The sequence below is a fragment of the Halomonas sp. BN3-1 genome, from assembly GCF_003056325.1.
GTDB classification, from domain to species: domain Bacteria; phylum Pseudomonadota; class Gammaproteobacteria; order Pseudomonadales; family Halomonadaceae; genus Halomonas; species Halomonas litopenaei.
Map to the genome: position 1 here is coordinate 507,222 of NZ_PYVV01000001.1, position 22,378 is coordinate 529,599.

The window sequence follows — 22,378 nt, forward strand, 5'->3', positions numbered from 1 at the left end:
GGGGCGTCACAAGGAGACAACCCATGAGTGATTCGCAAGAGCCGAACCTCTCGTCGCTGCGTCAGCGCATCGACCATATCGACACCGAGATCCTGCGCCTGATCAGCGAGCGTGCCGAGTGTGCGCGCCAGGTGGCGGAGACCAAGACCGCAAGCGACCCCCAGGCGGTGTTCTATCGCCCCGAGCGCGAGGCCCAGGTGCTGCGCCGGGTGATGGAGCTCAACCAGGGGCCGCTGGACAGCGAAGAAATGGCACGGCTGTTTCGCGAGATCATGTCGGCCTGCCTGGCGCTGGAACAGCCGATCAAGGTGGCCTATCTCGGCCCCGAGGGCACCTTTACCCAGCAGGCTGCGCTCAAGCACTTCGGCGACAGCGCCATCAGCCTGCCCATGGCGGCCATCGACGAGGTCTTCCGTGAGGTCGAGGCCGGCGCGGTGAACTACGGCGTGGTGCCAGTGGAGAACTCCACCGAAGGCGTGATCAACCATACCCTGGATTCCTTCATCGATTCGGGGCTGCGCATCAGCGGAGAGGTGGTGCTGCGCATCCACCATCATCTGCTGGTGGCCGACACTACCCTCAAGGACAAGGTGTCGCGTATCTACTCGCACCCTCAGTCCTTCGCCCAGTGTCGCAAATGGCTAGATGCCCACTTCCCCCACGCCGAGCGGGTGCCGGTGTCGTCCAACGCCGAGGCGGCCAGGCTGGTCAAGAGCGAGTGGCACAGTGCGGCCATCGCCGGCGACATGGCGGCCAAGCTCTATGGCCTTAGCCACGTGGCGGAGAAGATCGAGGATCGCCCGGACAACTCCACGCGCTTCCTGATCATCGGCAACCAGGACGTGCCCATGTCCGGGGTCGACAAGACGTCGCTGGTGGTGGCGACCCGCAACCAGCCGGGTGCGTTGCACGACCTGCTCGAGCCGTTCCACCGCCACCAGATCGACCTGACGCGTCTGGAGACGCGACCCTCGCGCACCGGTGCCTGGAACTATGTGTTCTTCATCGACTTCTGTGGCCACGTCGAGGAGCCGCGGGTGTCGGCGCTGCTCGAGGAGGTGCGCCTGCGTGTCTCCGAGGTCAAGGTGCTGGGTTCCTACCCCCAGGGGGTCCTGTAGTAATGCAGGAAGAAGGAATGCAGGAAGTCGCAACGCGTGGCGAAGTATCTACATCCTTGCCGCGGGCTTCGCGCATCGTCATCGTTGGACTTGGCTTGATCGGAGGGTCGCTGGCCGCCGCCTTGCGCAAGGCGGGGGTGGGGCAGGGGGATGACAGTCTCATCCTGGCCTGTGACCCAGACCCGAAGGAGCTTGAGTGCGGACGTCGCATGGGGTTGATCGACGCAGGTTCGACACAACTCTCCGAGGTCATCGAGGATGCTACCCTGGTGGTGCTGGCGGTACCGGTGCTGGCCATGGGCCAGGTCATGGGCGAGCTAGGCGCGTTGCGTGGCCGCGCTGCCGGCGATCTGGTGATCACCGACGTCGGCAGCACCAAGGCAGCGATCGAGGCGGCCGCCATCGAGGCCTTCGGTGAGCTTCCCGCGCGCTTTGTGCTGGGGCATCCCATTGCCGGGTCGGAAAAGAGCGGCGTGGCGGCGGCCAATCCGGAGCTGTACCAGGCCCACAAGGTGATCCTGACGCCGACCTGCGCTACCGACCCCGATGCGCTTGAGCGTGTGCGGGCCCTGTGGCAGTTGACCGGTGCCGAGGTGCTGGAGATGGACGTGGCTCGCCACGATCAGGTGCTGGCGCGCACCAGCCATCTGCCGCATCTGCTGGCTTTCTCGCTGGTGGATACCCTGGCGCGCCAGGATGAGCGGCTCGAGATCTTCCGCTACGCCGCCGGCGGCTTTCGCGACTTCACCCGCATCGCCGGTAGTGATCCGGTGATGTGGCGAGACATCTTTCAGGCCAACCGGGGCGCCGTGCTCGAAGCTCTGGATGACTTCGAGTCAGGTCTGGCCAGACTCAGGGACGCGGTGAACCGTGGTGATGGCGATGGTCTGCTGGCCACCTTCGACCGCGCCAGTCATGCGCGCCACTATTTCGATACTCTGTTGAATCAGACCAGCTATCAGGCGGAATATCAGATGCAAGAATCAGCCATGCTGCGCTACCGGGTGGCCCCGGGCGGAAGTGTCACCGGTCGCATCCGGGTCCCCGGCGACAAGTCGATTTCCCATCGCTCGATCATGCTCGGCGCGCTGTCCGAGGGCGTTACCGAGGTGTCCGGATTCCTCGAGGGCGAGGACAGCCTCGCCACGCTCCAGGCTTTCCGCGAGATGGGCGTGGCCATCGAGGGCCCGCACCAGGGCCGCGTGACCATCCATGGGGTCGGCATGCACGGCCTGAAGAAGCCGGCAGGTCCGCTCTACGTCGGCAATGCCGGCACCGCCATGCGGCTGTTTGCGGGGCTGCTGGCGGGGCAGGCCTTCGACACCGAATTGACCGGTGATACCTCGCTGACACGTCGTCCCATGGGGCGGGTGGCCGATCCGCTGCGCCAGATGGGGGCGGTGATCGACACCGCCGAAGGCGGGCGTCCTCCGCTCAGGATCAAGGGCGGCCAGGCGCTGAAGGGCATCCACTACGACATGCCCATGGCCAGCGCCCAGGTGAAGTCCTGTCTGCTGCTGGCGGGGATGTTTGCCGAGGGTGAGACCCGAGTGCGTGAACCTGCGCCGACCCGCGATCACACCGAGCGCATGCTCAATGGCTTTGGCTACGCCGTCGAGCGCGAGGGCGATACCTGCTGGCTGCAGGGCGGCGGCAAGCTGGCCGCTGGTCCGATCGATGTGCCCTCGGATATCTCCTCGGCGACCTTCTTCCTGGTGGCGGCGGCCATCACCCCGGGGTCGGATCTGGTACTGGAGCACGTCGGCATCAATCCCACCCGGATCGGGGTGATCAATATCCTGACCGCCATGGGGGCGGATCTGCGCCTCGAGAACGAGCGAGAGGTAGGGGGGGAGCCGGTCGCCGACCTGCATATCCGCTATCGGCCGCTGAAGGGCATCGACATTCCCGAGGACCAGGTACCGCTGGCCATCGACGAGTTCCCGGCGCTGTTCATTGCCGCGGCCAACGCCGAAGGCACCACGCGACTGCGCGGCGCCGAGGAGCTCCGGGTCAAGGAGTCCGATCGCCTGCAGTCCATGGCCGACGGCATGAGCGTGCTGGGTATCGACAACACCCTTTATGACGATGGCATCGACATCGTCGGCAAGGGCGGCGATGGCGCCAACTATGGCGGCGGGCGCGTGGACAGTCATGAGGATCATCGCATCGCCATGGCCTTCACCATCGCGGCCCTGCGCGCATCAAGCCCGATCGAGGTCAACGACTGCGCCAACGTGGCCACGTCCTTCCCCGGCTTTGTGGAGCTGGCACGAGGTGTTGGCCTTGAACTCGAAGAGGTACGCGAGGAGCAGGCATGAGCGATCATGACGAGCATTCGGCCCCTGTGCTGACCATCGATGGCCCCGGCGGCGCCGGCAAGGGCACCATCAGCCGGCTGATTGCCGAGCGACTGGGCTGGCATCTGCTGGATAGCGGCAGCCTCTACCGACTGACCGCGCTGTCGGCTATCGGCAAGGGCATCGCGCTGGACGATGAGCCGGCGCTGGCGGCGCTGGCCTCGGCCCTCGATGTGGTCTTTCGCGCCGAGAATGGCGAGGCGGTGGTCGAGCTCGAAGGGCGTGACGTGACTCGCGAGATCCGCACCGAGCAGGTGGGTAACAGTGCCTCTCTGGTGGCGGCGCTGCCGGCGGTGCGCCAGGCGCTGCTCGAGCGTCAGCGGGACTTCCGCCAGGCGCCTGGCCTGGTCGCCGATGGCCGTGACATGGGCACCGTGGTGTTCGTCGATGCGCCCTTGAAGATATTTCTGACCGCCAGCGCCGAGGAAAGGGCGCGCCGGCGTCACCTGCAGTTGCGGGAGGCCGGGGTGGATGCTAGTCTATCGAGTCTTTTGAAGGAGATTCAGGCGCGCGACGACCGCGATACGCAGCGTAGCGTGGCGCCGTTGGTGCCGGCCGATGATGCCATCGAGCTCGACACGACCCGCCTGAGCATACCGGAAGTGGTTGATCGGCTGTCCGAACTGTTGTCCCGAAAGGGGCTCTTGTCCGGCACCTGAGCTCCCTTGCGGCGTCCCCGGCCAGATGTCACGACGTGCCCGAGTACAGGAAACGGAAAACTCGGTCAGGTCCAACCAGTGCCAACATCCCCGGGGGTTTTTGAATATGGCCCGCACTTGCTGGTGGTGCGGAGAAGCGGCCCTGCCGCACTCAACGTTGATCACGTAGGAACATCATGAGCGAAAGCTTTGCTGAACTGTTTGAACAGTCTCTCCAGGACATCAACATGGAGCCGGGCGCGATCGTCGCGGCTACTGTCGTCGACATCGAAGGTGACTGGGTCACCGTCAATGCCGGCCTGAAGTCCGAAGGTCAGATCCCTGCCGCGCAATTCCGCGACGACAGCGGCGAACTGACCATTGCCGTCGGTGACGAGGTCCACGTGGCCCTCGAAGCTGTGGAAGACGGCTTCGGCGAAACCCGCCTGTCCCGCGAGAAGGCCAAGCGTGCCGAAGCGTGGAAGGTGCTGGAAGCTGCCTTCGAGAAGGAAGAGATCGTCAAGGGCGTGATCAACGGCAAGGTCAAGGGCGGCTTCACTGTCGACGTCGACTCCATCCGTGCCTTCCTGCCCGGCTCTCTGGTCGACGTTCGTCCGGTGCGCGATACCACGCACCTGGAGAACAAAGAGCTCGACTTCAAGGTCATCAAGCTCGATCCGAAGCGCAACAACGTTGTCGTTTCCCGTCGTGCCGTTCTCGAAGCTGAGAACAGCGCCGAGCGTGAAGCGCTGCTCGCCACCCTGCAGGAAGGCCAGCAGATCATCGGTATCGTCAAGAACCTGACCGACTACGGTGCCTTCGTGGATCTGGGCGGCGTTGACGGCCTGCTCCACATCACCGACATGGCCTGGAAGCGCATCAAGCATCCGAGCGAGATCGTGGCCGTCGGCGACGAGATCACCGTCAAGGTGCTGAAGTTCGACCGCGAGCGCAATCGCGTCTCCCTGGGTCTGAAGCAGCTGGGCGAAGATCCGTGGGTCAACATCAAGGATCGTTACCCGGAAGGCACCAAGGTGCACGCCCGTGTCACCAACCTCACCGACTATGGCTGCTTCGCCGAGCTGGAAGAGGGTGTCGAGGGTCTGGTTCACGTCTCCGAAATGGATTGGACCAACAAGAACATCCATCCGTCCAAGGTGGTTCAGGTCGGTGACGATGTTGACGTCATGGTGCTGGATATCGACGAAGAGCGTCGTCGTATCTCCCTGGGTATCAAGCAGTGCACCGCCAACCCGTGGGAAACCTTCAACGCCCAGTTCAACAAGGGCGACCGCGTTGCCGGTACCATCAAGTCCATCACCGACTTCGGTATCTTCATCGGTCTGGACGGCGGCATCGACGGCCTGGTTCACCTGTCCGACATCTCCTGGACCGAGACTGGCGAAGAAGCCGTGCGTTCCTTCAAGAAGGGCGATGAGGCCGAAGCCGTCATCCTGTCCATCGATCCGGAGCGTGAGCGCATCTCCCTGGGTATCAAGCAGCTCGATACCGACCCGGTTGCCGAGTTCCTGTCCGTCAACGACAAGGGCACCATCGTCACCGGTCGTGTCGTCGAGGTTGACGCCAAGGAAGCTCACGTCGAGCTGGCGACTGACGTCGTTGCCGTGCTCAAGGCGTCCGAGATCAGCGCTGACCGTGTCGAAGACGCGCGCAACGTGCTGAACGAAGGCGACAGCGTCGAGGCCCGTATCGTCGGTGTCGATCGCAAGAACCGTCAGATCGCCCTGTCCGTCAAGGCCAAGGACCAGGATGACACCCGTCGCAACATGAGCAAGCTGCGCGACCAGGAAGTCGAGACCGGTGGCCCGACCACCATCGGCGACCTGATCAAGCAGCAGATGGGTCAGGACTAAGCCGGACCCCGACACTGTTCGGGACTGGTAATGGTCAAGAGCGCTTCCTTCGGGGAGCGCTCTTTTTTTATATGTAAGAAATTGTAGAGGGCTGGGCTGCCTCTCGCGGCGGCGCTGCCTCAGTATTATTGGTGAGTGGGGCGATTGTTTACCACATCTGCTTGGGGGGACGTGTTTTCGGGTTGATGCCCTCGTTGTAAGCATCTACCGTTTGTTAGACAGGATATTGAATTTGTTTTTGCCAATAACGTTTGAATAACGTCGTTTGGCTGGTTGTCATATACTCATGCAGGAGTGATAATGCCCCTGCATCCGAAAGCAACTACTATAGGCGTACCTTAATGTCTTCACTTTTGAATGACTATATGCAGATGGAGCAGCAGCTCCAGCAGCTGCAGGAAAGACTTGGCCAGCTCCAGAACGATGATCGTCTCAAGTCCGAGCTCGAGTTCAAGGGAAAGCTCGAAGAGCTGATGAAGGAGTTCGACAAGAGCGCATCTGACGTCATCGCCATCCTGGATCCGAAGGCCGCTGCTTCCCCGGCAAAGGCCGCTGCCCCGGCCGCTGGCGGTCGTCGCAAGCGCAAGCTCAAGATCTACAAGAACCCGAATACCGGCGAAGTCGTCGAAACTCGTGGTGGCAATCAGAAGACGTTGAAGGCCTGGAAGGAAGAGCACGGTAATGACACCGTCGAGTCCTGGCTGGTACGTGTAGAAGACTGATGATTGTTTGAGCCGCAGATGAGGCAGTGCCTGGGACGTTGCATCGGTCCGAGACTGTTTCGATCTTCAGGCTTGCGGTGCCAGAAGCCGTCTTGAACCATCGACATGACAGTGACGTCGTCGTATTGTTCGGGACGGTTTCTTTTTGCACGGTATTCCTTGATCGGCTACGTCTCGTTGGAGGCGAAGCCCGAAGCCCGTAGCTTCGACTGCCCCTTGCGATGTTTCTGATTTCCGGGGAGGGGGCGAAGCGTGGCCTCCCACTGCAACAGTGTGATGCAGGAACAGTGTGATCCAGGCGAGGCGGGGCTGTGGCCTTGTCGTTGCCGTTGCCGGTACTTCGCTTGAATTCTGGTATGATGGAACGCAAAAGGTGGCCACCGAAGTGGCCACCAGAAGGGAAGCTTGCGGGCTCGGAGAGGCTAAGCGATCAGTCCTCTTCGAGTAGCGGCAGTCGCAGTTCCAGCCCATACTTGCCTTTGACCAGCTGAGGCGCTTCGCCGCTCAGGTAGACGCCGTGTTCAGACAGGCCGCGACAGGCCATGAACAGCATGGCGCTGGTCAGGTGTGAGCTGTCCTCGAGGGTGATGCAGGCGTGTCGCTGGGCCGGCAGCATGACCAGGCGGAACGGCAGTGGCAGCGCCAGGCGGTGTGCGTGTTCTTCGTCGACGTGGACACCCAGGTCGATACGGGGCGCCTCGCTGGCCAGCGGGTGATCGTGAAGAATAGCGATCGGTGCCGCGTTGGTGAGGCGTGCCGGAAGATCGTAGGCGCCTTCGGCATTACGCTGCCAGTTGTCCAGGTTTTCGATGATTTCGGGCGGCTGATAGAGGCGGGTGACCGCGGCACGCCGCAGCGGCAGGTCGGCCATCTTCACCGAGAAGTGGGGCAGATTGTGGCGCTGGCGATAGAGTTCCAGACGCTGGTTCTGACGGTACTCCCGGGGAGCGACACGGTAGCGGCGCTGGAAGGCGCGGGTGAACGCCGAGTGATTGCGATAGCCGCAGCGTTTGGCGATATCATGCACGCCGTGGGGCGTATGGATCAGCAGCCTGGCGGCCTTCTCGAGTCGCAGCATGTCGCGGTAGGCACTTGGAGAAATGCCGAACGACTGGCGGAAGCGCCGACGCACCTGGGATGAGGAGTACCCCATACGCGTGGCAAGATCTTCGATACTCAGCTGACTGTCCAGGGTTTCCTGGAGCCAGATTTCGGCGCGCATCATCTCGTTGAACATGGTCTTGCCTCCCTGAACCATCGGCGCGGACTCGACCCTCCCTGGGTCCTCGGAGAGCGAATCCGAGCGTCCGTATCGCTGGTCGTTGTAGTCGGAACATCCGCCTGTCCCGAGGTATGATGGTGTAGGTTTGTAGCGTTAGGATACATCCTGTTACGTAGTTATGCAGTCTAGCGCGCCTGTCTGGCAAGTGCAATGTGCCGTTTTGATCGTTTGTGCACAAAACGTCAGTGATGGATTGCATATCTAACATGCTGTTGTGAAAGTAAAAAAGGCGTTATTTTCGAGCCTTTCTTGATAAGGTGGTGCCGCAGGATACTGAACCTGTCGCACCTCCATCGACGTTAACGACTGGTAACAAATGAAATCTCAGAGTTCCCAAAAGCCTATGGACGAACGCGAGAAGCTTCGCCGCTTTCGTGAATTGGATGACGCCTTCGCGGAAGCGCTGCGCAGCCTGGACAACCCTAACAAGGCCGCCGAGATCCCCACCGGCCCTCCGGTCCGCTCCATCGACAGCCTGGAAGAAGAAGAGCAGCGTCGAAAGGAAGAGGACTTCGAGCGGCGGCTGCTGGGCTTGATCCAGGAATATGCCCAGACCCCTGAATCGGTGCGGGAATTGGTTGCCACGCTGCAATCGATGGGGCGCATCGCCTGACCGCATGACCTCTGCCTTTGTCAGGGGTCATCGAGATGGGTCTTGCCGGACTTCAACCTGTGCGATTTTGACAGGGATTTTCCGACGGCTCTGTGGGTAAAGGCCGTGGCGTCTTTGCGCAAATACTGCAAAATGATGTCAGCAATTGCTGATGTCAGCGCTTGCCGACAGGCGCGCGCTGCTTTCGGCGGTTGCCGGAACGCAGGCGTCTAAGGTGGGGTGCAGGTGCTTTGGCAGGTCAGCGGCAAGCCTCGTTGAGCGGACGCTTTGGCGTGCGCCGCACCGGGCCCTTCAGCGGTAGCGAAAGACTCTCAAGCTTGGCAGGAAGGGGGTGTCCTCGAGGCGTTCGTCGCTTCTCCGGGCGCGTTGGCGTTCGGCTGGCGGTTGTGCCGGCGGAAGGTTGTGATGGGGGAGCTGCGCCTGGGGCACAAGCAGGGGTAGCGCCGCATTCATGGCACGCCTGAGGCGACCGTCCGGCAGAGGGTCCCGGTAAAAGAGGTTGGCTCGCATCAGCGGTGCCTGTCGTTGCACCTGGGCCAGGGGCTCGCTGGAAGGAATGCCGGCGAGGCGCTCGAGTTGAATGCGAATGTGCGGTGACTCGGTGTCGAAGGCCATCAGCTTGCGCTCGACTTCGGCCACGCTCAAGCGGGTGATGGAGCGTCCGCTGGCGTACCAGGCCAGACGAACCCGCTCCACCGGCGCTTCGGCAATGGGCAGGGCGCGCCAGGTCTGTTTCAGATGGAGGCGGGCGAGGCCAGCGCCCCCCAGGTGATCATTGAGTTCCGGGTGGCGTATCGGCAGCCTGGCCTTGATCTCGGGTATCAGTTGGGGCGATTGCTGGCGAATGACACTCAGCCGTTCAGAAAACTCCGCCTTGGCCTGGTTCAGCGCCAGAGCTGCCTCGCAGGTGACCGGGTCCGCGGCCACCAGTCCGATATAGCTGCGGGTGACACGGCCGTCCTGGCCGTCGACATACCACAGATCCAGTAACGCCTGGCGCAGCCAGTCCGCATCGGCTGTCTCGCGATCGAAGGACCAGGCAGGAAGGCGTGATGCCTGCCAGCGGTCGACGACCTCTCTGGCGCACGCGATGATCCGATCGAACCCTGCGTCGAGCTCTGCCAATAGCTGGTAGGCGGGCCGTGACGGGGCGCTGGCATTGCCTGGCCGGTCCATCGTTCAGTCCTGGTTGTGCAGGTCGCGTTCGGCTCTGGCGACCCATTCATCGATGCTGGTTTCGTCCATGGCGGGTTCGCCGGCAATGCGATGACTGCCATCGGCCCAGGCCCCCAGGTCAATCAGACGACAGCGCTTGCTGCAGAAGGGGCGATAGCTGTTCTCGGGCGTCCAGAGTACTTCCTTGCGACATTGTGGGCAGGCAACCTTCAAGGTGCCCTGACGAGTGCTGTGTGACATGTGGGGCTCCTGATGCAAGACGTAAACGTCGATAGCGGAAGTGAAAGGCTCAGGCCTTGGCGGCGAGCCTGCGATAGGTGGCATCCAGTGCCTTGACGGCCTCGGAGAGCGCCGCTAGATCACCGTCATTGGTGATGACATCGTCGGCCAGTGACACCCGCTCGTCACGCCCCATCTGCGAGGCCACGATAGCCTTGGCCTGGGCGAGATCGACATCATCGCGCTGGGTAGTGCGTTCGATCTGCAGCGCTTCTGGTACGTCTACCACCAGGGTGCGCTGGACCATGTCCACCTGCCCGGATTCAAACAGCAACGGGGAAACCAGCAGCACATAGGGGGCGTCTTGCTGCCGCAACAGCGACAGTCTCGTGACCAGCCGTTCGCGCACGCGTGGATGGGTGGTCGCTTCAAGCCAGCGGCGTTCCTTTTCGTCTGCAAAGACGAGGGCGCGCAAGGCAGCACGGTCGAGGCGACCTTCTCTGGTCAGTATGGCATCTCCATATCGGTCGACGATGGCCTTGAGGGCCGGCTCGCCCGGGGCGACGACCTCTCGCGCGATATCGTCGGCATCGACCCAGCGAGCGCCGAGATCGCCAAACAGACGGGCTACCGTCGATTTGCCTGAGGCGATGCCACCAGTCAGTCCAATTATCATGCCACCCATACTCCCTTCGTGTGTTCAGCGTAGTGCTTGTGTAGTGCAGTAGCCTGGGCCTTGAGTGCAACGTCGGCAAGCGACGATCAAAGGTTGCAGCGCTGAGAGAACGCAGTTTACGAGGTGCAACTTTCCATTTCGAGACGCCATTCACCCCGTGTCACCGAGCGCAGCGTGTCTTCATGTCAGTCCCGACAGCGCCTGATATCCGGTGAGCAGTTCATTGCCGGCGAGCAGGCCAAGACCGCCGGCCAATACCAGCGAAGGACCGAACGGCAAGGGCTGGCCCTTCAGGTGTCGGGACCTCCACTGTATCAGCAGACCCGAAATTGCACCTAGCAAGGCGGCGATCAATATCACCAGTGGCAACAGTTGCCAGCCGAGCCAGGCGCCGAGTGCGGCAATCAGCTTGACGTCACCAAGCCCCATGCCGTCGCGTCCGGTGAGGACGTGAAAGGCCTTGCCGATGGCCCACAGCACGGCGTAGCCGGCGGTGGCCCCGATCACCGCATCATCCAGACTGGCGGGGCTGAACAGCAGCTGGTAAAGCAGGCCACACCATAACAGGGGAAGGGTAAGGGCGTCGGGAAGCAGTTGGGTGCGCAGATCGATCACCGCCAGGGCCAGCAGCGTCAGGCTGGCGCCGTAAAGCCACAGGGCAGGCCAGGTGGGTCCGTGGAGGATGCAGAAGCAGACCGCGAGCAGGGCGCTGGCCAGTTCCACCAGCGGATACTGGATGCTGATGCGTCCCTGGCAGTTGGCGCAGCGTCCGCGACGCTTGAGCCATCCCAGCAACGGCAGGTTGTCGTGCCAGGCGATGGGTGTGAGACAGCGCGGACAGCGAGAGCGGGGGCGGGCCAGTGACAGTGGCTCCTCGATATCGTCTGACAATTCGAGAGCCGCGCGGGCCTCGGTGCGCCACTGTTGCATCAACATGACCGGAAGGCGGGTGATGACGACATTGAGAAAGCTACCGAGGCATAACCCCAGCAGAGCAACAAGAGCAAGAGAAGCGAAAGTGACATCCGAAAAAAGCAAAAGGAGCTCCGTGGTTCGGGGGCGGTCAAAGGAGGCTATTCTACCGTTGGCAAGAAGCAATTGTCTGGTGATACGACAAGGCAGCGGGTGATGTCAGGGGCCTGGACGTCCCTTGCCGGGCTTCCTGCGTCGCCCTTGGGGTGTCACCTGCTCAGCCATTAGTCTAAAATTGTTCCCTTTTTCCGATCAGGTAAGCGACATGACCCAGACGTTCGGACCCGTGATGCTGGATCTCGATGGCCATGAGCTATCGGCAGAGGAGCGATCGCTGCTCGAGCATCCCGCCACCGGTGGTGTCATCCTGTTTGGACGCAACACTCGAGATGCGCACCAGGTGCGCGAACTGTGCCGGTCGATTCGAGAGGTGCGTCCTGATCTTCTGCTGGGCATCGACCAGGAAGGAGGGCGTGTCCAGCGCCTGAAAGACGGAGTCACCCGGCTGCCGCCGATGTCCCGCCTGGGGCAGGAGTACCTGGACTCACCCGAGACGGCCGTACGGCTGTGCCAGGACGCCGGCTGGCTACTGGGTATGGAAATGGCCGCCTGTGGCCTCGATCTGAGCTTCGCGCCGGTGCTGGATGTCGACGTCGGGCTGTCATCGGTGATCGGTGATCGCAGCTTTGCCGGTGATCCCGAGACCGTGGCGCTGCTGGCGGGTGCCTTTGTCGAGGGGCTGCACGACGCGGGGATGGCGGCGGTCGGCAAGCACTTTCCGGGGCATGGCGGGGTGAAGGCCGATACCCACCATGAAGTCGCGCGTGACGAACGTAGCCTCGATGAACTCCGACAGCACGACCTGGTGCCGTTTCAGTCTCTGGCACCCAAGCTCGATGGCATGATGCCGGCTCATGTGGTGTATCCCGCCTTTGACCCAAGGCCTGCAGGATTCTCGCGCCCCTGGCTTGGCATGCTGCGTGAGAGCCTGGGTTTCAAGGGCCTGATCTTTTCCGATGACCTGACCATGGCCGGCGCTCAGGTCGCCGGTGGGCCGGTGGAGCGCGCCCAGGCGGCCCTCGACGCCGGTTGTGACATGGTGCTGGTGTGCAATGACCGAGCCGCTGCCAAGGCGGTGCTCGATGCCTGCGCCGAGCGTACCGTTCGCCGGGCTTCACGCTTGCGCTATGGCCGCGCTCGTCCTGACCTGGACGCCTTGCCGGCCCTGTCTCGCTGGCGCCGGGTACACGCTCGCCTCGAGGCGATGACTTCCGATTGATGTTTGAAACGAGTTGACTGTTATGCCGAAACTGGACCCTGCCCATAGCGCTTCACGTGACGATATGCGTGAGGTGATGGACACCGCGGATTGCCTGATCAGCCATGATGAAGTCGAGCGTGCGCTCGATCGCATGGCTGAGGAGATTACCCGGGATCTCGGCGATGAACTGCCGGTGTTCTATTGCGTAATGAACGGTGGCTTGATCACTACCGGTCACCTGCTGCCGCGTCTGGGCTTCCCGCTGGAGGTGGACTACCTGCACGCCACTCGCTATCGCGGCAAGACCCGAGGGGGCGAGCTGTTCTGGCGTGTCTCGCCGGAGATTCCCATGGCCGGACGTCATGTGGTGATCGTCGACGATATCCTCGATGAAGGTGCCACCCTGGCGGCCATCCTCGACTATTGCCGCGAGGCCGGCGCCAAGAGCATCTCCACCGCGGTACTGGTGGACAAGAATCACGACCGCAAGGCAGTGCCTGGCCTCAAGGCCGATTACTGCAGCCTGGAGGTCGCCGACCGCTATGTCTTTGGTTTCGGGATGGACATTAAAGGTTACTGGCGCAACGCCCCCGGCATCTTCGCGCCGAAGGGGATGTAGGGTAAGGGCAAGACCGACCGCTACGACTTTGGTTTCGGTCTGCTGATATAAGGTCAGCAAGGGCTATTGGCGCAACGCCCCGGGGATCTTTGCTCCCAAGGGGATGTAAAAAGGTAAGGGCCAGACCGACCGCCAGTGTCCGGCGTCAGCAATACAAGAAGCGCCTCGGGGATACCCTCCGGGGCGCTTCTGTTTTGGGGTGCCAGGTAAGCCAGGAGCTTGGCTTTCAAGTTCTTGGCTTTCAGGTCCTTGGCTTTCAGGTCCTGCTATTCAGGACTCAGGCCAGTCCTAGTTCGTGGGTGGCTTCCTCACGCATCTTGAACTTCTGCACCTTGCCGGTGACGGTCATCGGGAACTCGTCGACGAACTTGACGTAGCGCGGCACCTTGTAGTGCGCGATCTTGCCCTTGCAGAAGGCCTTGAGTCCTTCCTCGTCGAGCTGTTCGCCCTCGCTGAGCTTGACCCAGGCCATGACCTCCTCACCGTACTTCTGGTCGGGTACACCGATGACCTGAACGTCGGAGATGGCGGGATGGGTGTAGAGGAAGTCCTCGATCTCGCGGGGGTAGATGTTCTCGCCACCGCGAATGATCATGTCCTTGATACGCCCGACGATGGCCACATAGCCTTCATCGTCCATGGTCGCCAGATCGCCGGTATGCATCCAGCCGGCGTTGTCGATGGCCTTGGCGGTGGCTTCCTCGTTGTTCCAGTAGCCGAGCATCACGCTGTAGCCACGGGTGCACAGCTCGCCGGTCTCGCCCTTCGGGACCACCGCGCCGCTTTCCGGATGAACCAGCTTGACCTCCAGATGCGGGTGGATGGTGCCCACCGTGGTGACGCGCTTGTCCAGCGGGGCATCGGTGGTGGTCTGGAAGCTGACCGGGCTGGTTTCGGTCATGCCGTAGCAGATGGTCACGTCCTGCATGTTCATCTGGTCGATGACCCGGCGCATCACCTCGATCGGGCAGATGGAGCCTGCCATGATCCCGGTACGCAGCGACGACAGATCGTAGCTTTCGAAGTCCGGATGCTCGAGCTCTGCGATGAACATGGTGGGGACACCGTACAGCGTGGTGGCCTTTTCTTCCGCCACCGCTGCCAGGGTGGTCTCGGGGTCGAAGCCGTCGGCGGGGTAGATCATGGTGGCGCCGTGGGTCACACAGCCCAGGTTACCCATCACCATGCCGAAGCAATGGTAAAGCGGTACCGGAATCACCATGCGGTCCTGATCGGTCAGGTTCATCGCCCTGGCCACGAACATGCCGTTGTTGAGGATGTTGTGGTGGGACAGGGTGGCGCCCTTGGGCGCACCGGTGGTGCCGGAGGTGTACTGGATGTTGATCGGCTCGTCGAACTGCAGACCTGACTGCACCTCGGCCAGTTCCTCGGCGCTGACTTCGTCGCTGCGCTCGAAGATGCGCTCCCAGGCCAGCATGCCTGGCAGGGTCCTGGCCGAGTCGAGGCAGATGACACGCTTGAGCTCGGGCAGTCCGGCCAGTTTGAGCGGGCCAGCCCCCTGGACGTCGTTGAGCTCCGGGGCAAGCTCCGCCAGGGTGGCCACGTAGTCCGATGTCTTGAAGCTGCCCTGGAGGATCAGCGTCGAGGTGCCCGACTGCTTGAGCGCGTAGTCGAGCTCATGGGTGCGGTAACTCGGATTGATGTTGACCAGGATGGCGCCGATCTTGGCGGTGGCGAACTGGGTGATCGTCCATTCAGCGCAGTTGGGTGACCAGATGCCCACCCGGTCGCCTTTCTTGACGCCCATGGCCAGCAGCGCGCGGGCCGCCTGGTTCACCTCGTCCTGGAGCTCGCGCCAACGATAGCGTAGCCCCTGGTGGCGGCTGATCAAGGCGTCCTGGTCGGGGAAGCGGGATACCGTTTCGTCGAAGCAGTCACCGATGGTCTGGCCCTTCAGGGGCAGGTCACTGATGCCGCTGACGTAGCTCACGCTCGAGGGTGAGGGCGCGGTCGAGGGAGCGAGATCGGGAGAGGAAGCAGACTGGCGTGTCATCGTGGCTCTCGTCTTGTCGTCTGGTGATTGCCGTGGGGCAGGGTGTTGTCATTGTTCGGGGCAGAGCATTGGCAGTCAGGGTGTCGCAGCAGGCGAGGGACCAGCAGCCAGTCGTGGAGGACGGGAGCTAGCCCTTCTCGCCGAGCTGACCCAGGGCGTCCCGGGCTCGCCGGTCGACATCGTCCATCTCGAGGCGCATCAGGCGGATATCCTCGAGCTGACGGTCGAGCTCGGCACGCTTCTCGGCGATGATCTCGAGTAGACGCTTGAGCTGGCGGGCGTTTCCGTCCGGCATGGCGTCGTACATCATCACCACCTCGCGTATCTCGGCCAGCGAGAACCCGAGCCGCTTGCCTCTGAGCGTCAGTTTCAGGCGCACCCGATCCTTCTCGCGATAGATGCGCTTCTGACCCTGGCGTCGGGGCGCCAACAGCCCCTCCTGCTCATAGAAGCGGATAGTCCGAGGCGTCACCTCGAACATCTTGGCCAGCTCTCCGATACTGTAGGTGCGGGAGATCGCGGTGGGCTGGCGAGCTTCGCTGGAGGAGCCTGAGGCGCGGTTGGCGCTGGCGGTTTTGCTCATGATGCTCTGTCCTGTTGGGAGGACCCGACGCGGCGGGGTCCTTGGAAAAGACACTAGTCAAAGTTTACGTTAACGTAAAGTGGATGTGGCGAAATTGACCCTCGCCTGGGCAAGGCGCCCCGGTATTCAGGGCCGCAGCGACGTGTACGACTATGGGTTGATAGGTCGAAAACCGAGCAAGTGCTAGGTTGGGTCCCATTGCATGGCGGGGAAGCCGCCCGGCCGGCTGAATGGCCAGCCGAACGGTTCGCTGTCCGACTCGCTGTCTGGCTCGCCATCGACGTCTTGAACATGAGGATGCCACCATGGACTTTTCCCTTACCGACGATCAGAAGGCCCTGGTCGACGCCGCCGCCGACTTTGCCCGAGTCGAACTCAAGGATCACGCCGCCGAGTGGGACGCCACGTCGCACTTTCCGCTGGACGTCATCCGGCGTGCCGGCGAAGCGGGCTTTCTGGGGATCTATACCCCGGAAGAACACGGCGGACTGGGACTCTCGCGCCTGGATGCGTCGCTGATCTTCGAGCAGCTGTCGCAGGGCTGTATCGCCACCACCGCCTACCTGACCATCCACAACATGGTCACCTGGATGATTGCCAACTGGGCCACCGACGGCGTCCGTGATCGCTACGCCGAGGCCATGGTCAGTGGTGAGTGGCTCGGTTCCTATTGCCTTACCGAACCCGGTGCCGGTTCGGATGCCGCCAATCTGCGTACCAAGGCCGTGCGAGACGGTGATGATTATGTCATCGATGGGGCCAAGATGTTCATCTCCGGTGCCGGTTCCACCGAGGTGCTGGTGGTGATGGCGCGCACCGGTGAGCCGGATAGCGGCGCCCGTGGCGTCTCGGCCTTTGTGGTACCGGCGGACGCCGAGGGCGTCAGCTATGGCAAGAACGAGGACAAGATGGGCTGGAAGAGCCAGCCGACTCGACTGGTCAGCTTCGATGGTGTGCGGGTGGCCGCCGACCATCGTCTGGGTGAAGAGGGCGAGGGTTTCCGGTTTGCCATGAAGGGGCTGGACGGTGGCCGTCTCAATATTGCCAGCTGTTCGCTGGGGGCGGCCCAGCATGCGCTGACCCTGGCGCGCGACTACCTCGGCGAGCGCAAGCAATTCGGTCGCGAGCTGTCGTCCTTTCAGGCGCTGCAGTTCCGTCTCGCCGACATGGCCACGGAATTGATGGCGGCCCGTCTGATGGTGCGCCAGGCCGCCTGGCGGCTGGACCAGGGCGATCCCGAGGCGACCGCCCACTGCGCCATGGCCAAGCGCTTTGCCACGGACATCGGCTTCAAGGTCTGCAACGAGGCACTGCAACTCCACGGGGGCTACGGTTACATTCGTGAGTACCCGCTTGAGCGCCTGGTCCGCGATACCCGGGTGCACCAGATTCTCGAGGGGACCAACGAGATCATGCGCCTGATCGTCGGTCGTCGCCTGCTCGCCGACGGCGTGGTCGAATCGCTGCAGTGACGTCGGAGTGAACAGACAGCGCATGGAAAAGAGTGCAAGGAGCCAAACAATGAGTCACGACCTGGTCAGATTCGAACGCCGCCCGGCGGCTGGCGGCGGTTGCATCGGTATCGCCACCCTGAACGCGCCCAAGGCCTTGAACGCCTTGTCGCTCGAGATGATCGAGCTGCTCGACGAAAAACTCGAGGAGTGGGCCCAGGACCCCGATGTTCACGCGGTATGGCTTGACGGTGAGGGGGACAAGGCCTTCTGTGCCGGTGGCGATGTGGTGGCGCTGGTGCGAGAGCTCAAGCGCGAGCAGGAGTCCGGGCGCGATGTCGGCAGCTATGCCAGCCACTACTTTTCCGCCGAGTATCGCCTCGACTATCGGCTACATACCTATCCCAAGCCGTTGCTGGTGTGGGCGGACGGCATCGTCATGGGCGGTGGGCTCGGCCTGACCGCCGGTGGTCGGCATCGTCTGGTGACCGAGACCACTCGGATCGCCATGCCGGAGATCACCATCGGTCTGTATCCGGATATCGGGGCCAGCTGGTTTCTCAACAAGATGCCGCCGGGGGTCGGGCTCTACCTGGGCCTGACCGGTGCCAGCATCAACGCCAGGGACGCCCTCGACCTGGGCATGGCGGATCGTTTCGTCCCGCGCGAGCGGCGCGACGAGCTGCTTGCGCGACTCTGCGACTGCCACTTCGCCCCTGGCCACGTGGATGACGCCGAGGCGCTGGTGTGCGATGTACTCGGTGAATTCGAGGCGCCGGAGAAGGCCCCCGAGGCGCAGGTCTGGCCCCATCTGGATCACATCACCTCGCTGACCCTCAAGGGCCGCGTGGAGGACGCCGTGGCTGCCATCCTGGGCGATGATCGCGACAATGACTGGCTTTCGGCCAATCGCGCACGACTCGAGAAGGGCTGTCCACTGACCGCGCACCTGGCCTGGCGGATGCTCGAGCGACATCGCCACTCCTCGCTGGCCGACGCCTTTCGCGACGAGCTGGTGGTGTCGATCCAGTGCAACGTGCTGGGCGACTTCGCCGAGGGAGTGCGCGCGCTGTTGATCGATAAGGACAAGTCACCGCAGTGGCGGCATCGAGACGTGGCAAGCGTAGGCAGCGCCGATCTGGCGGCGATGTTCGGTGCCCCCTGGGGCAACGGTCCCGGACCACTGGACGACCTTTGATCGCCGCGAAACGCGCCAGCACAACAATCACAATTCGTTAGATAGCCAGGAGACATCTTATGCAAATCGCCTTTATCGGCCTTGGCAACATGGGCGCGCCGATGGCCGCCAATCTGGTCGGCGCGGGCCACCAGGTGCGGGTCTTCGACCTGGTCGAATCGGCCATGGCGACGCTTGAAGAGCAGGGCGCGAGTCGGGCGAGTTCCGCCCTGGAGGCCGCCGAAGGCGCCGAGGTGGTGGTCTCGATGCTGCCGGCGGGGGCGCACGTCAAGGCGCTGTACCTCGGCCGTGACGGTGCCGAGGGACTGCTTGACCAGCTCTCGTCGCGGCCCTTGCTGCTCGATGCCTCCACCATTTCGCCGGACGATGCCCGGCTGGTGGCGGGCGAGGCCGCCAAGCGTGGTCTGGCCTACCTCGATGCGCCGGTGTCTGGCGGTATCGGGGGCGCCAAGGCCGGCACCCTGACCTTTATCGTCGGTGGCGACGCCGACGCCTACGAGCAGGCCCGTCCGGTACTCGAGGCCATGGGCAAGAACCTGTTCCATGCAGGTCCCAGTGGCAGCGGCCAGGTGGCCAAGATCTGCAACAACATGCTGCTTGGCATCCTGATGAGCGGTACCGCCGAGGCGCTGTCTCTGGGGGTCAAGAACGGCATGGATCCGGCCGTGCTATCGGAGATCATGAAGCAGAGCAGCGGCGGCAACTGGGCATTGAACGTCTACAACCCCTGGCCCGGGGTGATGGAGGGTTCCGCCGCCTCACGTGACTATCAGGGCGGCTTCTTGACCGACCTGATGGTCAAGGACCTGGGGCTTGCCTGGGAGCTGGCGCTTGAGTCCCGCGCCAGCGTGCCGATGGGTTCCCAGGCGCGCAACCTGTTCGCGCTGCACAGCGCCCAGGGCAACGGCGGTCTGGATTTTTCCAGCATCCAGTCGCTGTACCGGGCCGGCGAGTCGTCCGGCCAATAGCCGGGCTGACGATGTTCGGGCCTCGTCGTTCGACGTCGAGGCCCGTGATTCGTCATCGCTCGACCAAGGTGGGGGTTGGCAAGATCGACCATTAGGTCTACATTTGGTAAAAATGTAGAAATTCTGGAGCCCCCGCCATGACCAGCATCACCCCCGTTACCTGGGAAGATCCCTTCCGCCTCCTCGATCAACTCGACGAGGAAGAGCGTATGGTCCAGCAGACCGCCCACGACTACTGCCAGGAAAAGCTGCTTCCCCGGGTGCTCGAGGCCAACCGTCACGAGCGCTTCGATCGCGAGATCATGAACGAGATGGGGGAGCTTGGACTGCTCGGCGCCACCATCGATGGCTACGGCTGTGCCGGCATGAACTACGTCAGCTACGGCCTGATTGCCCGCGAGGTCGAGCGGGTCGATTCCGGCTATCGCAGCGCCATGAGCGTGCAGTCGAGCCTGGTCATGTACCCGATCCACGCCTTCGGCAGCGACGCCCAGCGCGATCGCTACCTGCCGAAGCTTGCCAGCGGTGAGTGGGTGGGCTGCTTCGGTCTGACCGAGCCGGACCATGGCTCCGATCCCGGCAGCATGTCGACCCGGGCCTATCGCACCGACTCCGGCTGGCGCCTGAACGGCACCAAGACCTGGATCACCAACTCGCCGATCGCCGACGTCTTCGTGGTCTGGGCGCGGGACGAGGAGGGGGTGGTGCGCGGCTTCGTGCTCGAGAAGGGCATGCCTGGTCTCAGCGCGCCCAAGATCGAGGGCAAATTCAGCCTGCGCGCCTCCATCACCGGCCAGATCGCGATCCAGGACGTCGAGGTCTCCGACGACCAGCGTCTGCCTGGCGTGCAGGGCCTGAAGGGGCCTTTCTCCTGTCTCAACCGCGCCCGCTACGGCATCAGCTGGGGTGCCATGGGCGCCGCCGAGGCCTGCTGGCACGCCGCACGTGACTACACCATGGAGCGCAAGCAGTTCGGCCGCCCGCTGGCCGCCAATCAGCTGATCCAGAAGAAGCTCGCCGACATGCAGACCGAGATCGCCCTGGGCCTGCAGGCGTCGCTGCGGGTGGGGCGGATGATCGACGACGGCCAACTGGTGCCCGAGGCGATTTCGCTGATCAAGCGCAACAACTGTGGCAAGGCGCTGGATATCGCCCGGGTCTCCCGGGACATGCACGGCGGCAACGGCATCAGCGACGAGTACCACGTCATCCGTCACGTCATGAACCTCGAGGCGGTCAACACCTACGAAGGCACCCATGATGTGCATGCCCTGATCCTCGGGCGTGCCCAGACCGGCCTGCAGGCCTTCACCGGGTGAGTGACACCGCCATGCACCAGGCAGACAGCTCAGCGGAGGCCGGCGCCGGCAATACGGCAGGCGGTAGCGGTCCAGGCAAGAGCGCGCAAGCTGCCAGCGCCGCCAGGCCGCTCGAGGGGGTTACGGTGCTGGACATGTCGCGGGTGCTGGCCGGCCCCTGGTGCGGCCAGCTACTCGGCGACCTCGGCGCTCGGGTGATCAAGATCGAGCACCCCGGTCGTGGCGATGACACCCGCGGCTGGGGGCCGCCCTGGCATCAGGGCGAGCCGATCGACGGTGATGCGGTCGAACGCCAGGCCGCCTATTACCTCTGTGCCAATCGTGCCAAGCAGTCGCTGGCGGTGGACATCGCAAGCGCGGATGGCCAGCGCCTGATCAAGGCGTTGGCCAAGGGCGCCGACATCGTGCTCGAGAATTTCAAGGTCGGTGGGCTCGCTCGCTATGGCCTCGACGCTGCCTCGCTGCGAGAGATCAATCCGGCGCTGGTGGTGTGCTCCATCACCGGCTTTGGCCAGACCGGCCCCTACGCCCACCGGGCCGGCTACGACTTCATGATTCAGGCCATGGGCGGCTTGATGAGTCTGACCGGCGACGCCGACGGCATGCCGATGAAGACCGGAGTGGCGATCACCGACGTGATGACCGGGCTTTACGCCACCGTCGGGGTGCTGGCGGCATTGCATCGCCGGCGCGAGACCGGTGAGGGCAGCCACGTAGACCTGGCGCTGCTCGACGTTCAGGTGGCGACCCTGGCCAACCAGGCGCTCAACACCCTGGTCAGCGGTGTAGCACCGCAGCGCTTCGGCAATGCTCATCCGAATATCGTGCCCTACCAGGCGTTTGCCTGCCGCGATGGTCATCTGGTGCTGACCGTGGGCAATGACGCCCAGTTCGCTCGCCTGGCTGAGTTGCTCGGGCACCCCGAATGGGCCGAAGGCGACTACGCCACCAACGAAGGACGGGTCGCCCATCGCCAGGATCTGGTGGCCTTGATCCAGGGCATTCTGAGCGGCGGCGAGCGCGATCACTGGCTCGCCGAATGCGAGGCCCGGGGAATACCGGCGGGGCCCATCCATACCTTGCCGGAAGTGTTCGCCGATCCTCAGGTGCGTCACCGTGGCATGGCCCGAGAGATCGACGGCGTACCCCAGGTCGCCAACCCGCTGCGCTTCGATGGGGCCAGTGCCACCGCCGAGTCCGCGCCACCACGCCTTGGTGAGCACAGCGACAGGGTGCTGACCGAGATGGGGTTGTCTTCAGCGGACATCGAGCGGTTGCGACGGGAAGGCATCATTCGCTAAGCCCCCCAGCAACA

The 22,378-nt window shown here is 63.2% G+C and carries 20 protein-coding genes; 13 read left to right on the forward strand and 7 right to left on the reverse strand.

From position 1 onward, the window contains the following. Positions 1-23 precede the first annotated feature (23 nt). From pheA to C9F12_RS02155, 5 genes are all read left to right on the forward strand, one after another. The gene (pheA, locus tag C9F12_RS02135) at positions 24-1,118 is read left to right on the forward strand and encodes a prephenate dehydratase (RefSeq protein WP_045994814.1); all 1,095 of its coding nucleotides are present in this window, start codon (positions 24-26) and stop codon (positions 1,116-1,118) included. Between the two features lie 17 nt (positions 1,119-1,135). Continuing rightward, positions 1,136-3,439 (forward strand): bifunctional prephenate dehydrogenase/3-phosphoshikimate 1-carboxyvinyltransferase, encoded by a 2,304-nt coding sequence (locus C9F12_RS02140; protein WP_108447811.1) that lies wholly within the window; start codon positions 1,136-1,138, stop codon positions 3,437-3,439. Continuing rightward, positions 3,436-4,137 (forward strand): (d)CMP kinase, encoded by a 702-nt coding sequence (cmk, locus tag C9F12_RS02145; RefSeq protein WP_045994816.1) that lies wholly within the window; start codon positions 3,436-3,438, stop codon positions 4,135-4,137. Before C9F12_RS02140 ends, cmk begins: the two co-directional genes overlap by 4 nt. Positions 4,138-4,313: 176 nt before the next feature. Beyond that, complete coding sequence (gene rpsA / locus C9F12_RS02150) at positions 4,314-5,990, forward strand: 30S ribosomal protein S1 (RefSeq protein ID WP_045994817.1); 1,677 nt, start codon at positions 4,314-4,316, stop codon at positions 5,988-5,990. A 341-nt stretch (positions 5,991-6,331) separates the two neighbouring features. Next, on the forward strand, positions 6,332-6,712 hold the full coding sequence (locus tag C9F12_RS02155) for a histone-like nucleoid-structuring protein, MvaT/MvaU family (RefSeq protein ID WP_108133796.1): 381 nt from the start codon (positions 6,332-6,334) through the stop codon (positions 6,710-6,712). Positions 6,713-7,142: 430 nt separating this feature from the next. Here C9F12_RS02155 and C9F12_RS02160 read toward each other — a convergent pair whose 3' ends face one another. Next, a complete protein-coding gene (locus tag C9F12_RS02160) occupies positions 7,143-7,949 on the reverse strand; it encodes a helix-turn-helix transcriptional regulator (protein WP_045992373.1) in 807 nt (268 codons plus the stop codon). Between the two features lie 361 nt (positions 7,950-8,310). Here C9F12_RS02160 and C9F12_RS02165 point away from each other — a divergent pair, with 361 nt between their 5' ends. Beyond that, a complete protein-coding gene (locus tag C9F12_RS02165) occupies positions 8,311-8,607 on the forward strand; it encodes a hypothetical protein (protein WP_045992371.1) in 297 nt (98 codons plus the stop codon). Positions 8,608-8,898: 291 nt separating this feature from the next. Here C9F12_RS02165 and C9F12_RS02170 read toward each other — a convergent pair whose 3' ends face one another. From C9F12_RS02170 to C9F12_RS02185, 4 genes are all read right to left on the reverse strand, one after another. Then, positions 8,899-9,783, reverse strand: coding sequence for a DNA replication terminus site-binding protein (locus C9F12_RS02170; protein WP_108447812.1), 885 nt, complete (start codon positions 9,781-9,783; stop codon positions 8,899-8,901). Positions 9,784-9,786: 3 nt separating this feature from the next. Then, on the reverse strand, positions 9,787-10,023 hold the full coding sequence (gene yacG, locus C9F12_RS02175; protein WP_045992369.1) for a DNA gyrase inhibitor YacG: 237 nt from the start codon (positions 10,021-10,023) through the stop codon (positions 9,787-9,789). 49 nt (positions 10,024-10,072) lie between these two features. Further along, on the reverse strand, positions 10,073-10,678 hold the full coding sequence (gene coaE, locus C9F12_RS02180) for a dephospho-CoA kinase (RefSeq protein WP_108447986.1): 606 nt from the start codon (positions 10,676-10,678) through the stop codon (positions 10,073-10,075). A 180-nt stretch (positions 10,679-10,858) separates the two neighbouring features. Beyond that, the gene (locus tag C9F12_RS02185) at positions 10,859-11,716 is read right to left on the reverse strand and encodes an A24 family peptidase (RefSeq protein ID WP_240184139.1); all 858 of its coding nucleotides are present in this window, start codon (positions 11,714-11,716) and stop codon (positions 10,859-10,861) included. A 199-nt stretch (positions 11,717-11,915) separates the two neighbouring features. Here C9F12_RS02185 and nagZ point away from each other — a divergent pair, with 199 nt between their 5' ends. Together nagZ and C9F12_RS02195 are read left to right on the forward strand one after the other, a co-directional pair. Next, the gene (gene nagZ / locus C9F12_RS02190) at positions 11,916-12,929 is read left to right on the forward strand and encodes a beta-N-acetylhexosaminidase (RefSeq protein WP_108133799.1); all 1,014 of its coding nucleotides are present in this window, start codon (positions 11,916-11,918) and stop codon (positions 12,927-12,929) included. Between the two features lie 22 nt (positions 12,930-12,951). Next, a complete protein-coding gene (locus C9F12_RS02195) occupies positions 12,952-13,530 on the forward strand; it encodes a hypoxanthine-guanine phosphoribosyltransferase (protein WP_045992365.1) in 579 nt (192 codons plus the stop codon). A gap of 277 nt (positions 13,531-13,807) precedes the next feature. Here C9F12_RS02195 and C9F12_RS02200 read toward each other — a convergent pair whose 3' ends face one another. Together C9F12_RS02200 and C9F12_RS02205 are read right to left on the reverse strand one after the other, a co-directional pair. After that, the gene (locus tag C9F12_RS02200) at positions 13,808-15,544 is read right to left on the reverse strand and encodes an AMP-binding protein (protein WP_108447813.1); all 1,737 of its coding nucleotides are present in this window, start codon (positions 15,542-15,544) and stop codon (positions 13,808-13,810) included. 127 nt (positions 15,545-15,671) lie between these two features. Further along, positions 15,672-16,127, reverse strand: a complete 456-nt coding sequence (locus C9F12_RS02205; RefSeq protein ID WP_083970354.1) for a MerR family DNA-binding transcriptional regulator — start codon at positions 16,125-16,127, stop codon at positions 15,672-15,674. A gap of 305 nt (positions 16,128-16,432) precedes the next feature. Between C9F12_RS02205 and C9F12_RS02210 the strand changes: the two genes are divergently transcribed. The 5 genes from C9F12_RS02210 to C9F12_RS02230 all read left to right on the forward strand — a co-directional run bounded on the left by C9F12_RS02210 (position 16,433) and on the right by C9F12_RS02230 (position 22,364). Beyond that, positions 16,433-17,599, forward strand: a complete 1,167-nt coding sequence (locus C9F12_RS02210; RefSeq protein WP_108447814.1) for an acyl-CoA dehydrogenase family protein — start codon at positions 16,433-16,435, stop codon at positions 17,597-17,599. Between the two features lie 49 nt (positions 17,600-17,648). Further along, positions 17,649-18,776, forward strand: coding sequence for an enoyl-CoA hydratase/isomerase family protein (locus C9F12_RS02215; protein ID WP_108447815.1), 1,128 nt, complete (start codon positions 17,649-17,651; stop codon positions 18,774-18,776). Between the two features lie 59 nt (positions 18,777-18,835). Then, positions 18,836-19,744 carry a 3-hydroxyisobutyrate dehydrogenase gene (mmsB, locus tag C9F12_RS02220; RefSeq protein ID WP_108447816.1) on the forward strand — a complete coding sequence of 303 codons (909 nt, stop codon included), beginning with the start codon at positions 18,836-18,838 and terminating at the stop codon, positions 19,742-19,744. 137 nt (positions 19,745-19,881) lie between these two features. After that, on the forward strand, positions 19,882-21,063 hold the full coding sequence (locus tag C9F12_RS02225) for an acyl-CoA dehydrogenase (RefSeq protein WP_108447817.1): 1,182 nt from the start codon (positions 19,882-19,884) through the stop codon (positions 21,061-21,063). Then, positions 21,060-22,364 carry a CaiB/BaiF CoA-transferase family protein gene (locus C9F12_RS02230; RefSeq protein WP_260425371.1) on the forward strand — a complete coding sequence of 435 codons (1,305 nt, stop codon included), beginning with the start codon at positions 21,060-21,062 and terminating at the stop codon, positions 22,362-22,364. The genes C9F12_RS02225 and C9F12_RS02230 overlap by 4 nt, the downstream gene beginning before the upstream one ends. Positions 22,365-22,378: the final 14 nt, after the last annotated feature.